At 30.4% G+C, this 18625-nt stretch carries 12 protein-coding genes; all 12 read left to right on the top strand.

What is annotated here, in order from left to right; translation table 11 throughout:
* Window positions 1-246: 246 nt before the first annotated feature.
* The 12 genes from mnmH (at window position 247) to BD821_RS00630 (ending at window position 18573) form a co-directional block, all read left to right on the top strand.
* Window positions 247-1293, top strand: a complete 1047-nt coding sequence (gene mnmH, locus BD821_RS00575) for a tRNA 2-selenouridine(34) synthase MnmH (RefSeq protein ID WP_104408855.1) — start codon at window positions 247-249, stop codon at window positions 1291-1293.
* Window position 1294: 1 nt separating this feature from the next.
* On the top strand, window positions 1295-3250 hold the full coding sequence (locus BD821_RS00580) for a DNA gyrase/topoisomerase IV subunit B (RefSeq protein ID WP_104408856.1): 1956 nt from the start codon (window positions 1295-1297) through the stop codon (window positions 3248-3250).
* Window positions 3251-3306: 56 nt separating this feature from the next.
* Window positions 3307-6237 (top strand): DNA topoisomerase IV subunit A, encoded by a 2931-nt coding sequence (locus BD821_RS00585; RefSeq protein ID WP_104408857.1) that lies wholly within the window; start codon window positions 3307-3309, stop codon window positions 6235-6237.
* A gap of 15 nt (window positions 6238-6252) precedes the next feature.
* A complete protein-coding gene (locus tag BD821_RS00590) occupies window positions 6253-6831 on the top strand; it encodes a glycerol-3-phosphate responsive antiterminator (protein ID WP_104408858.1) in 579 nt (192 codons plus the stop codon).
* A gap of 52 nt (window positions 6832-6883) precedes the next feature.
* Window positions 6884-7432, top strand: a complete 549-nt coding sequence (locus BD821_RS00595; protein WP_104408859.1) for a DJ-1 family glyoxalase III — start codon at window positions 6884-6886, stop codon at window positions 7430-7432.
* 151 nt (window positions 7433-7583) lie between these two features.
* Window positions 7584-9347 carry a single-stranded-DNA-specific exonuclease RecJ gene (gene recJ, locus BD821_RS00600; RefSeq protein WP_242971441.1) on the top strand — a complete coding sequence of 588 codons (1764 nt, stop codon included), beginning with the start codon at window positions 7584-7586 and terminating at the stop codon, window positions 9345-9347.
* Window positions 9348-9571: 224 nt separating this feature from the next.
* Window positions 9572-11641: a PAS domain-containing sensor histidine kinase gene (locus BD821_RS00605; RefSeq protein WP_242971442.1), complete on the top strand. Its 2070-nt coding sequence runs from the start codon at window positions 9572-9574 to the stop codon at window positions 11639-11641.
* 94 nt (window positions 11642-11735) lie between these two features.
* Window positions 11736-12800, top strand: coding sequence for an undecaprenyldiphospho-muramoylpentapeptide beta-N-acetylglucosaminyltransferase (locus tag BD821_RS00610; protein ID WP_104409109.1), 1065 nt, complete (start codon window positions 11736-11738; stop codon window positions 12798-12800).
* A 215-nt stretch (window positions 12801-13015) separates the two neighbouring features.
* Complete coding sequence (locus tag BD821_RS00615) at window positions 13016-13441, top strand: flavodoxin (protein ID WP_029453510.1); 426 nt, start codon at window positions 13016-13018, stop codon at window positions 13439-13441.
* A gap of 257 nt (window positions 13442-13698) precedes the next feature.
* On the top strand, window positions 13699-17217 hold the full coding sequence (gene nifJ / locus BD821_RS00620) for a pyruvate:ferredoxin (flavodoxin) oxidoreductase (protein ID WP_104408860.1): 3519 nt from the start codon (window positions 13699-13701) through the stop codon (window positions 17215-17217).
* A 201-nt stretch (window positions 17218-17418) separates the two neighbouring features.
* The gene (locus tag BD821_RS00625; protein ID WP_104408861.1) at window positions 17419-17853 is read left to right on the top strand and encodes a DUF1292 domain-containing protein; all 435 of its coding nucleotides are present in this window, start codon (window positions 17419-17421) and stop codon (window positions 17851-17853) included.
* Between the two features lie 78 nt (window positions 17854-17931).
* Window positions 17932-18573, top strand: a complete 642-nt coding sequence (locus tag BD821_RS00630) for an HAD-IB family hydrolase (protein WP_104408862.1) — start codon at window positions 17932-17934, stop codon at window positions 18571-18573.
* The last annotated feature ends 52 nt before the right edge of the window (window positions 18574-18625 follow it).

The following is an 18625-nucleotide window of genomic DNA, read 5'->3' on the forward strand; positions in this document are numbered from 1 at the left end:
ATATGATTTCAAAAAGGTTAGAGAAGATAAATAAAAATATGATATAATAAAAACTGCTATTTCCTTTAAGTACTTGGCTTAGACACATAAGAACGTAAGTTTGACATGATTTAAGTTAGGGTTTATACTGTAAACAGTATTCTGGCCTTTGTGGCCCTGATTAGCCTAACCTTAATCTTAAAAGCTATATTAGGTTAGGACGGTAATTAGTATGGGAAAAATAGACTTACAATTAATGGAGGTAAAATGGTTAAGCTTGTTGAATATAGTGAAGTATTAGAAAAAATAGAAGAATATATAATAATTGACGTAAGATCACCTAAAGAGTTTAGTGAAGCAACTATACCAGGTGCTGTAAATATACCTTTATTTGATGATAAAGAAAGAGAACAAATTGGATATATATATGTGAATGAAAGTGTAGAAAAAGCAAAACGTATTGGAATAGAGGCTGTTTCAAAAAAACTTCCATACATGTATGATGAGATTTTATTACTTCATAAACCCCATAAAAAACTTGTGTTTTTTTGTGCTAAAGGTGGAATGAGAAGTGGAAGCATAAGTTCTTTGATAAGCTCTCTTGGGGTTACTACATGCAAGCTTAAAGGTGGATATAAGGGCTACAGAGAATTTATAAATCGTAAGTTACCATCAGTTAATGAAGATATTAAATACATAGTAATACATGGTAAGACAGGTACCGGAAAAACTAAAATATTAGAAAAACTAAGAAATATAGGATTTAATGTGCTAGACTTAGAGTGTGCTGCCAATCATAGAGGATCACTTTTAGGAAGCGTAGGACTTGGAGCACCAAGCAGTCAAAAAATGTTTGAAACTTTAATTTACGAGCAGTTAAAGGATAAAAAGGGAAGGTACGTATTTGTTGAAGGTGAAAGCAAAAGAATAGGAAAAACCATAATCCCTGATTATATATTTAGTGCCATGAGAGATGGTTATCATATATATATTGATGGAAGTATCAGCTTTAGGTCAGAAAACTTAATAAATGATTATACAATGTCACCTAATGCTAATATAGAAATAATTGAGGCATTAGAAAATATGAAGAAATATATAAATGAAAAAAATATAGATAAATATAAAGATATGATAAACAACAAAGAGTATGAAAAAGTATCAGAAGAGCTTATGCTTAAATATTACGATCCTATGTACAAAAATTCTTCTAAGAGTCACAACTTTGAAGCATTTATGGACATAAAGAGTATAGATGATGGAGTAAACAAACTTAAAAATTGGTTTGAAGATAATTTAGCCCTGGAGGTATAGTATGGATATAGAAAAACAAAAGACAGAAGTATACGATGTATCTGATTTAACATCTCTTGAAAAGCTTGAACCTGTAAGAGTAAGGCCAGGAATGTATATTGGGTCTACAGGCTCTAAGGGATTGCATCATTGTATTTGGGAGATACTAGATAATGCTATAGACGAGATTACTAACGGATATGGTAGCTTAGCTACTATTATTTTAAATAAGGATAAAAGCGTTAGTGTAATTGATGATGGAAGAGGTATACCTACAGGAATGCATCCTTTAAAGAAGAAATCTGGAGTGGAGATGGTATTTACTGAACTTCATACAGGAGGAAAATTTGATAATAAGAATTATAAAACTTCAGGTGGACTGCATGGAGTTGGTGCATCCGTAGTTAATGCACTATCAGAATGGATGGAAGTTGAAGTGTACCAAAACTCTAAAATTTACAGGCAAAAATTTGCTTATGCTATGGATAAAAAGTTAAAGAAAAAGATGCCTGGGACTACAGTATCAGATTTAGAGGTTATTGGAAGTTGCAAAAAAACAGGAACTAAAGTTACGTTTTTATTAGATAAAGCGGTCTTTAGTAATATAGATTTTAACTTTGACATAATAGATGAAAGACTTAGAGAACTTGCATTTCAAAACAAAGGAATAAGATTAAAACTTATAGATAATAGGCAAGAAGAGTCTATAGAAAAGGATTACTTTTCTGAAAATGGATTATTAGATTTTATAAAGTATTTAAATGAAAGCAAAACGCCAATTCATAACACCCCTATTCTTTTTCAAGGAGAAAAAAGTGTGGAGAAAATAAATATGTATGCAGAAGTATGTATACAGTTCACAGATTCTACCACAGATCATATAGCAAGTTATGTAAATAATATACCAACTACGGAAGCTGGAACCCATGAAACTGGATTTAAAACAGGAATGACCAGAGTTTTTAAAGAATGGGCAAAAAAATTAAATCTTATAAAAGATAAGGACAAAGAATTTGAGGGCGATGATCTTAGAGAAGGTATGACCGCCATAATAAGAATAAAAATAAACAATCCTATGTTTGAAGGACAAACTAAGACAAAGCTTGGAAATGCTGAAGCTTATACAATGATGAATGAGCTTACATATATAAAGCTTAAGGAATGGATAGAGGATAATAAGGAACTTGCACAAAATATAATGGGGAATGCTTTAGATGCAGCACAAAGAAGAGAAAAAATAAGAAAGATAAATGATGCAGAAAAGAAAAAAATAGGTAAAGGAACAGCGCCTCTAGCAGGTAAAATAGCTGTATGTACACTGAAGGATAAGACAGTTAGTGAATTTATTGTAGTAGAAGGAGATTCTGCAGGAGGAAGTGCAAAGCAAGCTAGAGATAGAAGGTTTCAAACTATAATGCCATCTAAGGGTAAAATAATGAACACTGAAAAGCAAAAGCTTGAAAATGTTATAGCAAGTGAAGAACTTAAGATATTTAATACAGCTGTGGGAGTAGGTACTTTAGATAATTACAAAGAAAAGGATTTAAAATACGATAAAATAATTATATTAAGTGATGCGGATGTAGATGGTTATCATATAAGAACACTTTGGATGACTTATATATATAGATATATGAGACCACTTATAACTAATGGGCATTTATATTTGGCTCAGCCACCATTGTACAAGGTATACAGGATGGCAAAAAGTGGTGAGGTACATAAATATGCTTATAGTGATGAACAATTAGAAGCAGTTAAAAAACAAATAGGTAAAGGTTCCCTAATTCAAAGATATAAAGGTCTTGGAGAAATGAATCCAGACCAACTATGGGAAACTACATTAAATCCTGAAACAAGAACCCTTCATAGGGTTACAATAGATGATGCTGCTAAGGCAGAAAAGATGGTATCCCTTCTTATGGGAGATATAGTTGAACCACGGAAAAATTACATGTACAAATATGCAGAGTTTTAATAAAATGATATATTAGTATTTAAAATTAGTAATTGAAGTTAGTGAGGTTGAAATTTATGGCAAAAAAATTTATTGTTCCAAAAGATAATAATATAATAGAAGTTCCTTTAGAGGAAGCTATGCCTGAAAACTATCTACCCTATGCAGTAGAAGTTGCAAAAGATAGGGCGCTACCAGATGTAAGAGATGGCCTTAAGCCTGTTCATAGGAGAATACTTTATGGAGCTTATCTTTTAAAGGCTTTTCCAGATAAGGCTTACTTTAAATCAGCAAGAATAGTAGGGGATATTTTAGGAAAATTTCATCCTCACGGAGATACTTCAGTATACGATGCTATGACCATACTAGCTCAGGATTTCAGTACTAGGTATAAACTAATAGATGGTCATGGAAACTGGGGAAGTATGGATGGTGATGGAGCAGCGGCTATGCGTTACACAGAAGCAAGGCTCACTCCACTTGCACTTCAAATGATTAGAGATATAGATAAAGACGTAGTAGATATGGCATTAAACTATTCAGATACAGAGTTTGAACCTACTGTTCTACCTTCTAGGTACCCAAATCTTTTAGTAAACGGGGCATTTGGAATAGCAGTTGGCTTAGCTACTAATATACCACCTCATAATTTAAAAGAGGTTATAGATGCAAGCATAAAACTTATGGAAGATGAAAATATTACAACAAAAGAACTTATGGAATATATAAAGGGACCAGATCTTCCAACAGGAGGAATAATCCTAGGTAAAGAGTCTCTTTTGGCAGCTTATGAAACTGGTGAGGGAAAGGTAACGTCAAGGGCTAAAACATCCATTGAAACTTTAGAAAATGGAAGATTTGGTATAATTATAACAGAGTTTCCGTATAGAAAAAACAAATCAAAGATACTTCAAGCTATTTCAGATATGACTGGAGATAAAAAGCATGCGAAATATTTAGAATCCATAGTAGATATAAGGGATGAGTCAGACAGAACAGGGGTAAGATCAGTAGTGGAACTTAAAAAGACTGTGGAATATGAAGATGCAGAAAAGGTATTAAAGTATTTATTTAAAAAGACAGATCTACAATGCAATATTAATTTTAATATGGTAGCCCTAGCTAACGGTAAACCAGAGACCCTTGGACTAAAATCTATATTAAAGCACTATGTAAATCATCAAAAAGAAGTTGTTATAAGAAGGACTAAAAGAGAACTTAATATAGCCGAAAAAAGATTTCATATAGTTGAGGGCTTTATTAAGGCTGTTGGCGCTATGGACGAGATTATATCTATTATAAGAGCCTCTAAATCAAAGAAAGATGCTTCAAACAACTTAATAGAAAGATTCGAATTTTCTAAGGAACAAACAGAGGCTATACTAGAACTAATGCTTTATAGACTTACAGGGCTTGAAATAAAAGTCTTTGAAAAAGAATATAAAGAGCTTTCAAAGGTTATAAAATCATTAAAAAATATATTAGAAAATGAGAAGGAACTATTAAAAGTTATAAAAAGCGAGCTTTTGGAAATTAGAAATACCTATGGTGATGAAAGAAGAACAAAAATAGTAGAAGATGATAGTGAAGGGAAGATCGATTTAGAAGAATTATTAGTTGTAGAAGATATTATGGTAACTCTTTCTAAGGATGGATTTATAAAAAGGGTTCCTATGAAATCTTATAATAGAATAAATAGTGATATTAGTGATATAGAATATAGAGAAGGCGATGCTGGGAGATTCTTATTTCAATCTAATACTAAAGATACAATATTAGTTTTTACAAATAAGGGTCAAATGTACCAAATAAGAGGCAATGATTTACCAGAACGTAAATGGAAAGATAATGGAGTAAGACTTGATTCTCTTATAAGATCATTTAATCTAGATGAAGAAACTATAGTAGATGTTTATTCTATTGAAAACTTTTCATCAAGTTTAGACTTTATGTTTTTAACAAGCAAAGGAAACATTAAGAAGACCTCATTAGATAAATTTCAAACAAATTATTCTAGGTATTCTGCATTAAAACTAAAAAAAGAAGATTATTTAATAGATGTTAAGCTTGTAAAAAAAGATAGGGAAGAAGGCTTTATTAATATAATTACTAAAAAAGGCCTTAATTTTGACTTAGAAGAACCAAAGCTTGAGGAATCAGATAGAAATGTTTTGGGACAACAATTATTTTTATTATGCAAAGAAGATGAAATAATTAAGGCTGAATACTGTAAAGAAATGAAGTATTCAGAAATGATAATTGGAGTAAATCCACAGGGAAATTTAAAATCCTTCAAAAAAAATAGCGCTTCAACATATAAAAAGGTATTAACCAATAGTAAGGAATTTATAATTATATTTACAGATAGAGGATTTGCATATAAGATCCCAGGATTTATGATTGGAAATATAGAAGATTCTACTATAAATATAGAAGATTTAGTAGACACATTTTTAAAGGGTAAAGAAAAAGTGCTTAATATCTTATCTTCAAAGGATTTTAATGAAGAGATATGGATGTATTTCTTTACTAAAAGAGGAATGATTAAAAAGACTAATATAAAAGAATTAAAGGGCGAGTATATAGAAACCCAAGTTTATAAATACAAATATGAAGATGATACCCTTGTTACTGTAGAGTTTGGTAAGGATCAAAATCAAGAAATATTATTAGTAACTGAGAAGGCTATGGGAATTAAGTTTACTTCAAACAGTATAAAAGAAATGGGGAAGGTTGCATCTGGGGTAACAGGAATAAGTCTAAAAGAAGAAGACAAGGTTGTTTTTGGAACCTTGACAGAAAATTCTGATGATTCAAATAGTAATTTATGCTATAATAAAGAAATAGCTTTTACAACTAACATAAAAAGTATAAATTTATTATCCTCAAGTGGGAGAAAAGAAGGTGTGAAATTAGAAAATATAAAACTTCAAAACAGGGCTGGAAGAGGAAATAATATAATGGCTATCAGTACCGGCGAGTATATAAAAGATATAAAATTAAAATGATGTTAGGAGAATGGTATGAAAAAGGTATCTTTTAATGAAATAGAAGAGTTACTTATAGAAAACCCAGTAATAGCAGCTATAAGAAATAAACAAGATTTAGAAAATGTGCTTAAAAGCAATGTTTTAATAGTGTTTGTCTTGTATGGAAATATAATGAATATAAGCGATATATGTAAAATTTTAAAGGATAAAGGTAAGATTGTGTTTATACATATTGATCTTATTGAAGGACTTAAAGGAGACCATATAGGCGTAGAGTTTATTAAAAAATATGTAGAGCCTATGGGTATATTAACTACTAAACCTTCTAATATAAAGCATGCTAAGGCTATAGGCTTATATGCTGTTCAAAGAGTGTTTTTAGTAGACTCTTTATCCCTAGCTACAGGGATAAAGAATATTAATGATGTTAAACCCAATGCTGTGGAGGTTATGCCAGGAATAGTAGGAGATATCATTACTGGTATGGTAGATAGATTAAAGGTTCCAATTATAGCAGGTGGACTTGTTAGTAGCAAAAAAGATGTTATGGGAGCGCTAAAGGCGGGGGCTTTAGCAATTTCAACCACCTGTGAAGAATTATGGAGCATTTAATTTTAAATAAAAATAAGTGAGGTGAAATTTCCTGTAATATCAGGAAAGGTTTATGAAAAAGGTTTTGTTGTTTTTAGCTGAGGGCTTCGAAGAAATTGAAGCATTGACAGTGGTAGATGTACTAAGAAGAGCAGAGATTATTTGTGATACTTGCTCAATTAAAGATGAGTATGTAAAAGGTTGTCATGACATTGTGGTTAAGGCAGATAAAAATATAATGGATGATGATTTAAAAACATATGATGCAGTAGTGCTTCCGGGGGGGATGCCAGGTGCAGAAAATTTAAGGTACAGTACAAGAGTAATAGAAACAGTAAAGGAATTTTATGCTAATGGAAAGCTTGTGGCAGCAATATGTGCAGCGCCTATCATTTTAGAAGAGGCGGGTATATTAAAAGGTGTTAAAGTTACGTCTTATCCAGGATTTAGAGATAAGCTTGGAAACTCAATATACAAGGAAGAGTCAGTAGTTGAAGATTTGAATATACTCACAAGTAGGGGACCTGCAACAGCTTTAGAGTTCTCATTTTCTATACTAAGTAGACTTTGCGAGGAAGAAAAAGTAGAACAATTAAAAGAGGAAATGTTATATAATATTTAATGATTTATTTAAATAAGCACTTAATTATAGATAAGTGCTTATTTTTTGCGCTATTTTTATAAAAATATAAAAAGCCTCAGGAGTAAAGTATAAAAATAAGGTATAATTCTATTAGGATATATAAAAATCTAATTTGGTAGGTGAAATAAGCTTGGAAAAATGGTTTATAAAAAATAAAAAAGCAAATTATAAAGACTTAGCTTCAAAGTATGGAGTAAGTGAATTTATAATGAAGCTTATTATAAATAGAGATATTATAGAGGATAAATTAATAAAATCTTTCATAAAACCTGATTTGAAAAATTTTCATAATGCAGAGGGTATGAAGGATATAAAAAGAGCTATAGATATATTAAAAGAGAAGATAAAAGAAAACAAGAAGATAAGAATTATCGGGGATTATGATGTAGATGGAGTTATAAGCGTTTATATTTTATATAGAGCTCTTAAAAAGTGTAATGCTAATGTAGATTATGACATACCAGACAGGATAAAAGATGGGTATGGTATAAATATTAACATAATGAAGAAGGCAAAGGAAGATGGTATAGATACAATTATAACTTGTGACAATGGTATAGCGGCTATTGATACTATTGAATATGGTAAAAAGCTTGGTTTAACAATAATAGTAACAGATCACCATGACATACCATTTTTAGAAAAGGAGGATGGTGAGATAGAATATATATCTTCAGTAGCAGATGCTATAATAAATCCAAAACAAAAGGATTGTAACTATGAGTTTAAAAAGCTATGTGGTGCAGGAGTTGCATTTAAACTTATAGAGTCACTTTTCAATGAAATGAAGATTGAAAAGATAGAGGCCTATAAGCTTATAGAATTTGTAGCTATAGCAACAGTATGTGACGTGGTAGATTTAATAGGGGAAAACAGGATATTTGTTAAAAATGGATTAGATATGATTAATAAAACCTCTAATATAGGATTAAAAGCGTTGATAAAAGAAACTGGAATAGAAGGAAAGAAGATTTCAACTTATCACTTAGGCTTTGTAATAGGGCCCTCTATAAATGCATCAGGAAGGCTAGATAATGCAAAAAGAGGTGTAAGACTTCTTTTATCAAATACGGAAGAAGAGGCTTCGATACTAGCTAAAGAATTATTTTTACTTAATGAAGAAAGAAAAGATATGACAAAGATGGGTGTAGAAAGAGCTATAGAGATAGTTGAAACCACAGAAATAAAAAATCAAAAAGTATTTGTTATATATATAGAAGACGTACATGAAAGCTTAGCAGGTATAATAGCTGGACGAATAAGAGAAAAATACAATGTGCCTACTATAATTATTACAAAGTCTTATGAAGGTGCAAAGGGATCTGGAAGATCTATAGAAGGATATGATATGTTTTTAGAACTATTAAAGTGTAAAAGTTTATTTTATAAATTTGGAGGACATCCTATGGCTGCAGGTTTGTCTCTAAACATAAACAATATAGAAAAACTAAGGGAAGAGTTAAATAAAAATACGAATCTAAAAGATGAGGATCTAATACCAAAGGTTACAGTTGATATGCTACTTCCTTTAGATTATATTAATCATGAACTTATTTATGAAATAGAGAGGTTAGAGCCTTTTGGTAAAGGAAATACTAAGCCACTTTTTGCAAATAAAAACTTAAAGCTTATTAAAGGTGACATTTTAGGGAAGAAACAAAATGTATTAAGATTAAGCATTAAATCAGAAAATGGAAAAGCTTTTAATGGAATATACTTTGGAGATATAGAAAAGTTTGAGGCCACAATAATATCTAAGTATAAAAAAACGGAATTAGAAAATCTGTATAAGGGGGCTCCAAACAATATTTATTTAGATCTTATTTTTTACCCAAGTATAAATGAGTATAATGGGTACTCCAATATTCAAATAGTAATTGAGTCTTTTAGATAAGATTTACGAAGATAAAGCTTTTAATATATATGAAGGAAAGTTTATGTTGGTTTTTATAAAATAAACGTGAAAATTGTTGCTAACTAAATATATTTGTTTTTATTTGGCTTTTTATAGAGAAACTTAGGTATCAAATATGGTTATTTTTAGAAGGAAAAAGATATCTTTTAAAGAACTATATTTATAAAGATAAGTAGAAATAAATATAAAAAGGGGCAATAATTATGGATATATATAATGATAATATAGTGCAATCAATAATAGAAGCTTTGCCTTATTATGTACTTATAGTAGATAGAGAAGGTAATATAACTAATTATAATAAACTAGCTAAAGGTTTATATTTAAGTTATTCTAATGAAGGTAAAAATAATAATGTTTTCGATATATTTAATCATCCAAGTATAACTATTATAACTGATCATAATGATTTTCAGGAAAAGAACATTTCAAAACGAAACACATTAGAAGATGTTGATTTTAAAAAGCTAATTATAAGACAGGAATATAAGGGAAAGGTAAGTATATTTTCTATTAATAGTATGCCTTTAATGAATGGGGATGTAATAAAAGGGTCACTTATTTCTTTTTCTAATATAACTAATGAATATATAGAAAACCGAAGAATTGTAAAAGAAAGAGAAAATTTCATAGGTTTGTCTACGGAACTTAAGGCTAAATGTAACATAATAGAAATATTAAGAGGAAGAGAAAAGAAGCATCTTATATATTTAAAAGATGTAATAAGCAATATATCAGAAGGTCTTATGGTTTTAGATAAAAATAATAAGTTTGACTTTTGTAATAAAGCTATCTACAACATATTTGATATAAATGATGAAAAAGAGTTTGTTTTTAAAGAAATAGTGAAAAGATTTGTATTTGAACATTTAATTGTAAATGACTTTCAATTTGAAAATTATATTAAAAATGCTTTGGAAAATGCAAGAAATATTAAGAATTTAGTTATGAAAATTACAGACAAAGAAATTAACACTGTAAAGTATATAGACTTTAGTAGTGAAGCTGTAACAGATGAGAATAAAGTGGTGTTATACACTATAATTACAGTAAAGGATATTACAGAAATAAAAAAGCATGAAATGTTTATAGAAGATCAGACTAACTTTATAAAAGATTTGGTTGATAATGTAGATATTCCAATGGCTGTTTTAAACTATCCATCTTTAAAAATTAGAGTTGCAAATAAAAACTTTGAAGACTTCATAAAATATGTTCTTAATGATAAAAAAGAGGTGACTATATTAAATAGTTATTGGAATGATATCTTTCAGAATGTGGAAGATGATAGTATAGAGAAGGCCTTAGAGTTTTGTGGAAAAATAGGAAAAGAATATACTTGTTCTCCTTATTGCATAAAGGACTGTTATGATAAAGATAGGTTTTATAAAATAAAATTCTTACCTTATAAATTTGCAGATGGAGATATAAAAGGTATATGTATTTATGCCTCTGATATTACAGAAGAAATAAACCATAGTATGGAGCTTGAAAATGTAACTAAGTTAAAAGATGAATTTTTTACTGTGATATCCCATGAACTTAGAACGCCACTTAGTATAATCTATTCATCACTTCAATTAGCCTATAACATTTACCCTAACGAAATTGGCCCTAATATTGATAAAACATTATCTAGAATAGAACAAAACTGTGCAAGGCTTTTAAAACTTGTAAATAATATACTTGATATATCTAAAGCAGAGGCAGGATTCATAGTTTTGGATGAATTAAATTTTGATATAGTGGCACTTACAGAATATATAGTAACATCTATAAATCATTATGCAAAATCTAAAAATATAGACCTTATATTTGATACTTCAAAGGAAGAACAAATGGTCACCATGGATAAAGAAAAATACGAAAAAATATTATTAAACCTGTTGTCTAATGCTATAAAGTTTACCCCAGAAGGGAATAAGATAATAGTAGAATTAAGCTTTGTGAATGGAAATGTATACCTTAAAGTAAGAGATACAGGAATAGGTATACCAGAAGATAAAATTAACTTTATATTTGATAGATTTTCACAGGTAAATAGTTCTTTATCAAGAAGGGCTGAAGGTACAGGTATTGGATTATCTTTAGTTAAAAAGTTAGTGGAAATTATGGGGGGAACCATTAAAGTGAAAAGCAAGGTTGATAAAGGAAGTGAATTCACTATAATGTTTCCGAAGAATATAATAGAAATTAAAGAAGAAAAAAGGTATACTATAATAGGTGAAAACATAGAGGATAAAATAAGTACAGAGTTTTCTGACATCGTATAAAAATTATTAATAGATATAGCTTAAAAAGGCTAAATCTTAATTATAATTAGCATTATATTAAGGAGATGATTCTTTGCCCCATTATAAAATAATTATGACTGGTGGTGGCTCTGCTGGACATGTTACCCCGAATCTTGCATTAGTGCCAAAATTAAAGGCTTTAGGTTATGAAATTAAATATATCGGAAGTAAGGAAGGAATAGAAAAACAAATAATAAAAGATAGTGGCATTACTTATTATTCAATATCTAGTGGAAAGCTTAGACGATATTTTGATATAAAGAATTTTACAGATCCTTTTAAGGTTATAAAAGGAGTCATGGAGGCCTTTAGAATAATAAAAAATGAAAAGCCGGATATAGTATTTTCAAAAGGTGGATTTGTATCTGTGCCTGTGGTTATAGGTGCTTATCTTAATAAAATCCCTGTAATTGCTCATGAATCGGATATGACACCAGGACTTGCAAATAAGATATCTGCGTCCTACTGTACTAAACTTTGTCTTACATTTCCAGAGTCATTAGAATATGTAAAAAAAGACAAGGCTGTACTTACCGGAACACCTATAAGAGAAGAACTTTTCAGAGGTAGTTCTAAAAAAGGATTAGAATTTGTGGGACTTAATGGTGACAAACCCATAGTTTTATTTATAGGTGGTAGCCTAGGCTCTAAATTTATAAATGACGCATTAAGGGCTGAAATTGATGAAATACTAGAATCTTATGATATTATTCATATATGTGGCAAAGATAATATAGATAAAACTTTGAAAAATAAAAAAGGATATAAACAGTTTGAATTTTTAAGTGAGGAACTACCTGATTTGCTAAAAATATCTGATGTAGTAGTTTCAAGGGCTGGTGCAAATGTTATATATGAACTTTTGGCTCTTAAAAAACCTAATATATTAATACCTCTTTCAAAAAGATCTAGTAGAGGTGACCAAATTTTAAATGCAGGGTCATTTCTTAAAAGTGGATACAGTATGGTTATTGAAGAGGAAGAAATAAAAAAAGGAACAATATCGGAAAAAATTAATGAGGTATATAAAAATAAGGCAAAATACATTAAAGAAATGGAACAAAGTCCAGTAAAAGATGCAGTAGATAATATAATTAATGTTATAACTGAGAATACCAAAGGGTGGAATAGCAAATAAACAAAGTCTCCTGGGATTTAATCTAGGAGACTTTGTTTATTTAGCGAATTATAAATTAAAGTAAATATAATTACATAATTACTTTTCTTTCTTATTATATATATTTAAACTTGAAAAAAGTCATCTTTAGTATATAATAGAGATGTAGATAAATATTAATTGTTAAAATTAAAATCTACTAATTTTGCCTAAAATAATTATAAGAGGGTGAATTTATGAAAAAAGTATCAATAATATATTGGAGCAATGGGGGCAATGTGGAAGTATTAGCTGATCGTATATTTAAGGGAGCTAAAGAAGCAGGAGCAACTGTAGTTGTTAAACATGTACATGAAGCAACCCTAGAAGATGTAACTTCGGCAGATGCAGTAGCATTTGGAAGCCCTTCTATGGATAATAATAGAATTGAGCAAGAAGAAATGGAGCCTTTTATAAAACAATTTGAATTGATATCTAACGAAAATAAAGACCTTGTACTTTTTGGTTCTTTCGGCTGGGATAACGGTGAATTTATGAAAGAATGGTCAACTAGAATGCAAGGTTATGGATTCAATTTAATAGATACCATTTCAGTAAAAGAAGCACCAAGTCAAAAAGAATTAGAAGAGGCAATAAACTTAGGCAAAATTTTAGCAAAATAAATTTTTGATAAGTCAATGTATAACGATTTCTTGCTTTTGTAAAATATAAATTTACTAAAAGAGGGAATTTGTTTATATTTATATTGATATTATGTATAAACATATTAAAGCTTGGTAAATCTATTATTTAGTAGAGTTAAGACATTGTTTGTTAGCTTTAAAAGTAACCTTTTAGAGCTAATTGTTCTGAAAAAACCCTATATTTTATTAAGTTTCCAAGACATATCATATAAAAATCGAAAGAGAGGTCAGAAGCAATGAGAAAAATGAAAACAATGGATGGTAATACTGCAGCAGCTCATGTGGCATATGCCTTTACTGATGTAACTGCAATTTATCCTATTACACCTTCTTCACCTATGGCAGAGAGTGTTGATGAATGGTCAGCACAAGGAAGAAAAAATATATTTGGTCAACCTGTAAAGGTTATGGAAATGCAATCTGAAGGAGGGGCAGCAGGTGCAGTTCATGGTTCACTTCAAGCAGGAGCGTTAACAACTACATTTACAGCATCACAAGGGCTATTACTTATGATCCCTAATATGTACAAAATGGCTGGTGAATTATTGCCTGCAGTATTTCATGTATCAGCGAGAGCACTTGCAACTAGTTCATTAAGTATATTTGGTGATCACCAAGACGTAATGGCTGCTAGGCAAACAGGATTTGCTATGCTTGCTGAAGGATCTGTTCAAGAAATAATGGATTTATCTGCAATATCTCATTTAGTAGCAATTAAATCAAGAATACCTTTCTTAAATTTCTTTGATGGATTTAGAACATCACATGAAGTTCAAAAGATAGAGGTTTTAGAATATGATGAACTTGCAAAATTATTAGATATGGATGCAGTTGATGCATTTAGAAAAAGAGCTTTAAATCCTAATAATCCTGTAACTAGAGGAACAGCTCAAAATCCAGATATTTACTTCCAAGAAAGAGAAACTGTAAACAAATTCTATGATGCAATTCCAGAACTTGTTGAAAGTCATATGGAAGAAATAACAAAACTTACAGGAAGAGAATATCATTGCTTCGATTACTATGGAGCACCAGATGCAGAAAGAGTAATAATTGCTATGGGATCTGTAACAGAAGTTATTGAAGAGACTATAGATTACTTAAATGCAACTGGAGAAAAGGTTGGACTAATAAAGGTTAGATTATTTAGACCATTTTCAATGGAAAGATTGATTAAGGCTATACCAAGCACTGTTAAGAAAATAGCAGTTTTAGATAGAACTAAAGAACCAGGTGCTCCAGGAGAGCCTTTATTCTTAGATGTTAAAAATACATTCTACGGAAGAGCAAATTTCCCAGTTATAGTTGGTGGAAGATATGGTCTTGGATCAAAAGATACAACACCTACACATATAGCAAGTGTATATGAAAACTTAAATAAAGAAACACCAAAAGATGGATTTACTATAGGGATAATAGATGATGTAACAAATACATCACTTGAATCTTTAAAAGCAGATATAGATACAACACCAAAAGGAACAAAAGCTTGTAAGTTCTGGGGACTTGGATCAGATGGTACTGTTGGAGCTAATAAGAGTGCTATAAAAATTATTGGAGACCATACAGACATGTATGCTCAAGGATATTTTTCTTATGACTCTAAAAAATCAGGTGGAGTTACTGTATCACACTTAAGATTTGGTAAGACACCTATTAAATCTCCATACTTAATAAATAAAGCAGACTTTATTGCCTGTCACAACCAAGCTTATGTATATAAATATTTTGTATTAGAAGGATTAAAAAAAGGTGGTACTTTCTTCTTAAATACAATTTGGACACCAGAAGAATTAGATACTCATCTTCCAGCTGAATATAAGAGATATATAGCAGAAAATGATATACATGTATATACATTAAATGCTGTTAAAATAGCACAAGAAATAGGTCTTGGTGGAAGAATAAACATGATAATGCAATCAGCATTCTTTAAGCTTGCTAATATAATTCCAGTAGAAGATGCAGTTAAATACTTAAAGGAAGCAGTTATAAAGTCCTACGGTAAAAAAGGACAAAAAGTTATAGATATGAATAACGCTGCTATAGATAAAGGTATAGAATCAATAATTAAAATAGATGTACCGTCTTCATGGAAAAATGCTAAGAGCGAAGAAGCTAAAATACAAAAAGAAGTTCCAGCATTTATAGAAAAGATAGTTTACCCTATGAATAGATTAGAGGGAGATAGCCTTCCTGTTAGTACATTTGTTGGAATGGAAGATGGAACATTTGAAAGTGGAACATCAGCATTTGAAAAGAGAGGAATAGCTATAAATGTTCCTGAATGGCAAATAGATAAATGTATACAATGTAACCAATGTGCATACGTTTGTCCACATGCTGTAATAAGACCATTCTTATTAAATGAAGAAGAAACTAAAAATGCTCCAGAAGGTTTCGAAACTAAGAAAGCAGTTGGAGGAAAAACTTTTGAAGGATTAAACTTCAAAATACAAATAAGTCCTCTTGATTGTACTGGATGTGGAAATTGTGCTCAAGTATGTCCAGCACCTGAAAAAGCTTTAATAATGAAACCAATTGACGAGCAGTTACATCAAACAGAAAATTGGGATTATGCAATGACACTTTCACCAAAGGATAACCCAATGACTAAATCAACTGTTAAAGGAAGTCAATTTGAACAACCACTTTTAGAGTTCTCAGGAGCTTGTGCTGGTTGTGGAGAAACTCCTTATGCAAAACTTGTAACTCAATTATTTGGAGATAGAATGATGATAGCAAATGCTACAGGATGTTCATCAATATGGGCAGCTTCAGCACCAGCTACAGCATATACTACTAATCATAATGGGCATGGTCCATCATGGGCTAATTCATTATTTGAGGATAATGCTGAATTTGGAATGGGAATGTTCCTTGGAGTTAAAGCTATGAGAGAAAAGTTAGCTTCAACTGTTAAGGCATTAATAGAAGAAAATATTAGTGAAAACACAAAATCAATACTTAAAGATTGGTTAGAAAATATCGATAATGGTGAAGGAACAAGAGATAGAGCCGATAGAGTAATTGCAGCTGTATCAAGTGAAAAACAAAATAATCTAACTAAAGATATTATATCTAACGAGGATTATTTGGTTAAGAGATCACATTGGATATTTGGAGGAGATGGCTGGGCTTATGATATAGGGTTTGGAGGAGTTGACCACGTACTTGCATCAGGCGAGAATGTAAATATACTTGTATTTGATACAGAAGTATATTCAAATACAGGCGGACAATCTTCAAAGGCTACTCCAACAGCTGCTATAGCTAAGTTTGCTGCTTCAGGTAAGAGAACTAAGAAAAAAGATCTTGGAATGATAGCTATGACTTACGGATATGTATATGTAGCTCAAATATCCATGGGAGCAGATAAAAATCAAACATTAAAGGCTATTGCAGAAGCAGAAGCTTATGATGGGCCATCCCTAATAATAGCATATGCACCATGTATAAATCATGGTATTAAAGCTGGAATGGGAAATAGCCAGTTAGAATCTAAATTAGCAGTAGATAGTGGATACTGGGCTTTATACAGATATAATCCAACTTTAAGAGGTGGAGAAAAGAATGCATTTAGCTTAGATTCAAAGGAACCAAAAATGCCATTTAGAGACTTCTTACTAGGAGAAGTTAGATATGCTTCATTACAAAAAGCATATCCAGACTTTGCAGAAGAATTATTTGCAAAGACTGAACAAGATGCTAAAGAAAGATTAGATGGTTACAAAAAACTTGCAAATCAACAATAGTTTATAAAAAAAAGGCTGCCTTAGGGCAGCCTTTTTGATTAATTATCCATAATAATAAACTTTTAATAAGCAAAATAAATAATTTTTCAAAAAAACCTTTTATTATTTATAGTTTAAGGTTAAAATGGATACATAAGAGTTAAGGAGGTGAAAATCTGAAATTTTATTAGACTATAGGTTTAATTTAAAATCAGAGATTATATGAATAACGAAGAACAAGAAAAATGTGGTTGTGGCTGCGGAGAAAACAATGAGGAACAATCAGGTTGCGGTTGTGGCTGTGGAGATAATAACGAAAAACAAGAAGGTTGTGGATGTGGATCAGAAGACCACGGACATAATCATGACCACGAAGGATGCGGCTGCGGCTGCGGAGAAAATGAATTTGAATCTTTCGTAGTTGATTTAGAGGACGAAGATGGAAATGTTACACCATGTGAAGTGGTAGATGGCTTTGAATACAAAGAAGGACAATATGTCCTAGTTCAAAATCCAACTGACGGATCCGTATACTTATTTAAATCAGTAGGTGAAGATGGAGAACTTGTTATACCAGAAGATACAGAATTTGAAGAGGTTTCAAGATATTATGAAACAATTTTAGAAGAAGAAGACCAAGAAGAAGAAGAAGAATAAAACAGAATATTAAACTGCTGCTTTTGCAGCAGTTTTTTTCTATCAAGTTATTTCTAAAGGTAGGTGATATATTTAATTATGGTTAAGCTCGCTATATTTGATATAGATTATACATTAACTAAAAAAGAAACATTAATGGAATTTTTTAAATTTATGATAAAAAAAGATTTGAAAAATATTAGATATATTCCAAGAGCCTTGCTTTCAGGTATTATGTTTATTACTAGAGCTTTTGATGAAAAACAGACAAAGGAAACCTTCTTAAAATTTATTGAAGGTATGGAAGAAGAGCAGGTAGATGAACTTGTGAAAGAATTTTATAATAAAAGACTTAGTAGCATTCTATATAAAGATGCTATGGATATGATATATAAGATGAAATCTAAAGGCTATCTTATTTATTTAATATCTGCTTCACCAGAATTTTATTTAAATGAATTTTATAATATAAAAGAAATAGATAAAATAATAGGAACTAAGTATATAACTAATGACGGGAGACATACTAGAAGGATGGATGGATTAAATTGCAAGGGTGAAGAAAAGGTAAAAAGATTAAAACAAGAGCTTAGTAAAGAAAATATAGAGGTAGATTATGAAGCTTCTTATATGTTTTCAGATTCTCTCTCAGATAAGCCTTTATTTGATTTAGTAGGAAACCCATATCTTATAAACTTTAAAAAAGACGGTAAAGGAATAAAGATATTAAATTGGAAGTAGATATAAAAAGAGTTTATTATAAAATTTTAAAAAGTTATAAAGCGGTAATGCA

Source organism: Clostridium algidicarnis DSM 15099, from assembly GCF_002934235.1.
Lineage (GTDB): Bacteria > Bacillota > Clostridia > Clostridiales > Clostridiaceae > Clostridium_L > Clostridium_L algidicarnis.

Coding starts and splice junctions, on each gene's coding strand:
- BD821_RS00630 (WP_104408862.1), top strand. CDS start 17,932: ATGGTTAAGCTCGCTATATTTGATATAGATTATACATTAACTAAAAAA.
- BD821_RS00625 (WP_104408861.1), top strand. CDS start 17,419: ATGAATAACGAAGAACAAGAAAAATGTGGTTGTGGCTGCGGAGAAAAC.
- BD821_RS00595 (WP_104408859.1), top strand. CDS start 6,884: ATGAAAAAGGTTTTGTTGTTTTTAGCTGAGGGCTTCGAAGAAATTGAA.
- mnmH (WP_104408855.1), top strand. CDS start 247: ATGGTTAAGCTTGTTGAATATAGTGAAGTATTAGAAAAAATAGAAGAA.
- BD821_RS00605 (WP_242971442.1), top strand. CDS start 9,572: ATGGATATATATAATGATAATATAGTGCAATCAATAATAGAAGCTTTG.
- BD821_RS00580 (WP_104408856.1), top strand. CDS start 1,295: ATGGATATAGAAAAACAAAAGACAGAAGTATACGATGTATCTGATTTA.
- BD821_RS00610 (WP_104409109.1), top strand. CDS start 11,736: ATGACTGGTGGTGGCTCTGCTGGACATGTTACCCCGAATCTTGCATTA.
- nifJ (WP_104408860.1), top strand. CDS start 13,699: ATGAGAAAAATGAAAACAATGGATGGTAATACTGCAGCAGCTCATGTG.
- BD821_RS00590 (WP_104408858.1), top strand. CDS start 6,253: ATGAAAAAGGTATCTTTTAATGAAATAGAAGAGTTACTTATAGAAAAC.
- BD821_RS00615 (WP_029453510.1), top strand. CDS start 13,016: ATGAAAAAAGTATCAATAATATATTGGAGCAATGGGGGCAATGTGGAA.
- BD821_RS00585 (WP_104408857.1), top strand. CDS start 3,307: ATGGCAAAAAAATTTATTGTTCCAAAAGATAATAATATAATAGAAGTT.